This window comes from Burkholderia sp. Se-20373, assembly GCF_017104705.1.
In the GTDB taxonomy this organism is placed as follows: domain Bacteria; phylum Pseudomonadota; class Gammaproteobacteria; order Burkholderiales; family Burkholderiaceae; genus Burkholderia.
In genome coordinates this window covers 1-3858 of the sequence record NZ_JAAGPH010000282.1, presented here as the reverse complement: position 1 = coordinate 3858, position 3858 = coordinate 1, and the positions used below count along the sequence as shown (strand labels likewise).

Annotated in this window: 5 protein-coding genes; 2 read left to right on the top strand and 3 right to left on the bottom strand. The window is 70.7% G+C overall.

Annotated features, from left to right (window positions below):
- Window positions 1-599: LysR family transcriptional regulator (locus tag G3N96_RS37895; RefSeq protein ID WP_206140413.1), on the bottom strand; the 599-nt coding region annotated here is incomplete at its 3' end.
- Window positions 600-760: 161 nt separating this feature from the next.
- Here G3N96_RS37895 and G3N96_RS37890 point away from each other — a divergent pair.
- Window positions 761-1738 carry a zinc-binding alcohol dehydrogenase family protein gene (locus tag G3N96_RS37890; protein WP_206140412.1) on the top strand — a complete coding sequence of 326 codons (978 nt, stop codon included), beginning with the start codon at window positions 761-763 and terminating at the stop codon, window positions 1736-1738.
- 27 nt (window positions 1739-1765) lie between these two features.
- Entirely contained in the window at window positions 1766-1915 is a 150-nt protein-coding gene (locus G3N96_RS37885) for a DUF1427 family protein (protein ID WP_226207833.1), read from the top strand.
- 24 nt (window positions 1916-1939) lie between these two features.
- Here G3N96_RS37885 and G3N96_RS37880 read toward each other — a convergent pair whose 3' ends face one another.
- Both G3N96_RS37880 and G3N96_RS37875 read right to left on the bottom strand, forming a co-directional pair.
- The gene (locus G3N96_RS37880; protein WP_206140411.1) at window positions 1940-2965 is read right to left on the bottom strand and encodes a transporter; all 1026 of its coding nucleotides are present in this window, start codon (window positions 2963-2965) and stop codon (window positions 1940-1942) included.
- 208 nt (window positions 2966-3173) lie between these two features.
- On the bottom strand, window positions 3174-3858 hold a 685-nt coding region (locus G3N96_RS37875; RefSeq protein ID WP_206140410.1), incomplete at its 5' end, for a phage tail protein.

Genomic DNA, 3858 nt, shown 5'->3' with positions numbered 1-3858 from the left:
CCGTGCCAGGCGAGGCAGTCGTGACCGGCGAGCGCGTCGGGCGACTCGGGCTCGCCGCGCCGCGCGAGATACGCCGCGCTCGCGCACAGCACGCGCCGCTGTGGCGCCAGCACGGTCGCGACGAAGCGCGTGTCCTCGAGCGGGCCGATGCGCACCGCGAGATCGACGTCGGAGCCGAGCCGCGCGCCCTGCAGGTCGACCATGCTGTCGGTCAGCACCAGGTCGACCTGCAGCGCCGGATGGCGCTGCATGAAGGCAGCCAGCGCGGCCATCAGATGCCGGCGGCCGAACGGCGCCGGGCAGTCGACGCGCAGCAGCCCGCTCGGCTCGTCGTGCTGGCTGTGCAGGTCTTCCTGCAAGCCGCGCAGCTCGGCCAGCATCCGCGTCGCGCGCCCGTACAGCAACTGGCCTGCCTCGGTCGGCCGCAGCGCATGCGTGGTGCGATGCAGGAGGCGGATGCCGAGCTGCGTCTCGAGCCGGTCGATGCGCCGCGTGACCGACGACGCGGCGACACCCAGCCGGCGCGCGGCCGCCGAGAAGCTCTGCTGGTCGACTACGTCGACGAACAGCGCCAGATGCGGGGAAAGAAAGTCGTCCATTCGGTGCCTTCCGATTTGGCTATGCGTTTAACGCAAAGCAATCATCCGCCTTTGCACGTTTCCGCGTCAAACCGGGCCGACTAGACTGCATGCATCCTTTTCACCCGCTGCGCGCACCGCCCCATCGGGCTGCGCGACAGCCATCCGCCACGGAGATCATCATGCGCAGCATCCGCTTCGACGCCCCCGCCGCCGACATCGAGTCGCTCGACGCGCGCGTCAGGGAAATCGACCCGCCCGTCCCGGCCGACGGCCAGATGCTGATCGAGGTGCGCGCGGCCGGCGTGAACCCGAGCGACGTGAAGGCCGCGCTCGGCCGCATGCCGCACGCGGTATGGCCACGCACGCCCGGGCGCGACTGGGCCGGCATCGTGCGCAGCGGCCCGGACGGCTGGATCGGCGCGCCGGTGTGGGGCTCGGGCGGCGATCTCGGCGTGCATCGCGACGGCTCGCATGCGGAGTGGCTCGTACTCGATGCGCCGCTGGTGCGCCGCAAGCCCGCCGTGCTGACGCTCGACGAAGCGGCCGGCGTCGGCGTGCCGTTCGTCACCGCCTACGAGGGCTTGCGCCGCGCCGGCATGCCGACGGCCGGCGACGTCGTGCTCGTGTTCGGCGCGAACGGCAAGGTCGGCCAGGCGGCAATCCAGCTCGCGACCGCGCACGGCGCGACCGTGATCGGCGTCGAGCGCAGCGCCGGCGGCTATCGCGGCCACGCATCGGGCGACGTGCACATGATCGACGCGTCGAAAGAACCGGTGGCCGACGCGGTGCGCGCGGCAACCGGCGGCCACGGCGCGGACATCGTCTACAACACGGTGGGCAGCCCGTACTTCGAAGCGGCGAACGCGTCGATGGCGATCGGCGCGCGGCAGATCTTCATCTCGACGATCGACCGCAGCGTGCCGTTCGACATCTTCGCGTTCTATCGCGGCCAGCACACGTTCGTAGGCGTCGATTCGCTGCAGCTCGGCGGCGCCACGGTCGCGCAGATTCTGGACACGCTCGCGCCCGGCTTCGGCAACGGCACGCTGCGCCCGTTCCCGATCGGCGACGACTACGTGTACCCGCTCGAGCGCGCACACGACGCGTATCGCGCGGTGCTGGCCGGCGCGCGCGAGCGCGTCATCCTCAAGCCCTGACGCCGGACCACACGGGAGACCGCCATGATGGATTACGTGACTTCGCTCGCGGTGGGCCTCGGCGTCGGCGTGGTGTACGCGCTGCTGCACGTGCGCTCGCCGGCCCCGCCGCTCGTCGCGCTCGTGGGCCTGCTCGGGATGGTGATCGGCGAACGCGCGATTGCGCTGCTGCGCTGACGCGTCGATGCGGCGCCGGTGGTGCTAGCGGTCGTCGCGCCGGCGGAACGCCCACCACGCGGCGAGCACCGTGAAACCCGCGACGAGCAGCACCATCAGCCAGAAGCCGTGCTTGTTCTCCGAGAACGGCACGCCGCCGACGTTCATCCCGAAGAAGCCGGCGACGATGTTGATCGGCAGCGCGATCACGGTCACGAGCGTCAGCGTGAACAGCGTCCGGTTGTTCTGCTCGTCGAGACGCGAACCGATCTCTTCCTGCAACAGCTTGATCCGCTCGTTGAGCCCCGCCAGATCGGCCAGCACCAGCGAGAACTCTTCGGTGGATTCGCGCAGCTCCTGCACGTCTTCGAGATGCAGCCACGCTGGCGGTTTCGCGAGCAGCCGGAAGATGGAACCGGGCTCGGGCGCGAGCATGCGCTGCAGGCGCGTCAGCGTGCGGCGCATCGCGCCGAGCTCGATGCGGCTCGACGTGAGCCGCTGCGACAGGAAGCGATCCTCGATGCGGTCGACGTCGACGCTCGTGCGCCGCATGATCTGGATCAGCAGGTCGGCCTGGTCGCGCAGCAGGTGGACGAGCAGTTCCGCGGGCGACCTGAACTGCTCGCCGTCGCGCACGCACGCGCGCAGCGTGTCGACCGAGCGCAGCGGCTTGAGCCGCGCGGTGACCATGATGCGCCGCTCGACGTGGACGAACAGCGTCGCGATCTCCGACGGCGTCAGTTCGAGGTTGAACATCACGTCGTTGACGATCGCGCGCAGCGCGCTGTCTTCCTGCTCGATGCGCGTCGAGCGCGAGCCTTCGTGGAGGAATTCGAAGAAGCTGTCGGGCAGCCCGAGATGCGTGCGCATCCAGCGCTCGCTCGCGCCATGCGCGAGATTGAAGTGCAGCCAGACGAAATCGTCCGACGCGGCGTCGTTCTCGCGGCACGTGCGCAGCCATCCGGCCGCCGCGTCCGCATCGAGCGTCGCGCCGGAGCCGCCGGGAACGAAGCGGAATCCGCACACCATGCCGGACGTATCGGCGCCGTAAGTCTGTACGATCAGGTCCATCGTGTCGAAGGTCGTGCGGCGCACGGCGCGCCGCGCAAAGCGGGTCGCGCGCCCGCACCGGAAAAGGAAAGAAGACGTATGCCCGACGGGCATGACGCGCCGGTGACAGCGTCACGCCGCATCATACCGTCCGGTTCCGCGGCCCCCAAAAGCAACGCGCCGCCCAACGGGCGGCGCAGGTGCGGCGGGTCGACACGCGCGGGACGCGTTACTGCCGCGTCTCCGACTGCGCGGCGCTCGGGCACGCGGGGTCCTTGCCCCAGTGACCATCGCAGACGCGCCAGCGGCACAGTTGATCCTCGAAGAAACCACGCTCCGAACACTCCTTCACGCGCGACGCCAGCGAGCCGGTCGTCGCGGCCGTCTTGGTCGGCACGGCCGGCGCCTTCTGCGCGGCGAGCTTCTTGTCGGCCGGCTTCGTGCGCGCGACGAGCGCCGCGAGCAGGTCCGCATCCGGATCGTCCTTGCCGCCCGCCTTCGCGGTACGGGCCGGCGTCGCGTCGCGATGCTTCTTCGCCTGCGCGAGCTCGGCCTGCTGTTCCTTGTGACGCTTGCGGGCCTCGGCTTTCGTGTCGGCCTTCGTATCGGTCTTGCCGTGCGCGGCGACCTTCGCGCCCTTCGCGGCGTCGGCCTTCGCGGTTTTGGTCGTCGCGGCAGCGGCGGCGGCGGCCGCACCGGCCGTGGCCGCACCCGATGCGTCGTCGGCGCCGTTGGCGAGCGCACGCGACAGGCGGCTGTTGTCCGCGGCGGACGCGGACGATGCGGATGCAACGGTTCGGGAAGCCGCGTCGTCGTTGACGATCGTGGCCGGCTGTACGGCGGATGCGGCGGACGCGGCATTCTGCGCGACCTGCACGGCGGCATCGCTGGCCGCCGCGGCCTTCGCCGGCGCG

Bases quoted from the DNA above. Each gene is read 5' to 3' on its own strand.
- G3N96_RS37880 (WP_206140411.1), bottom strand. From the start codon at position 2,965: ATGGACCTGATCGTACAGACTTACGGCGCCGATACGTCCGGCATGGTG.
- G3N96_RS37885 (WP_226207833.1), top strand. From the start codon at position 1,766: ATGGATTACGTGACTTCGCTCGCGGTGGGCCTCGGCGTCGGCGTGGTG.
- G3N96_RS37890 (WP_206140412.1), top strand. From the start codon at position 761: ATGCGCAGCATCCGCTTCGACGCCCCCGCCGCCGACATCGAGTCGCTC.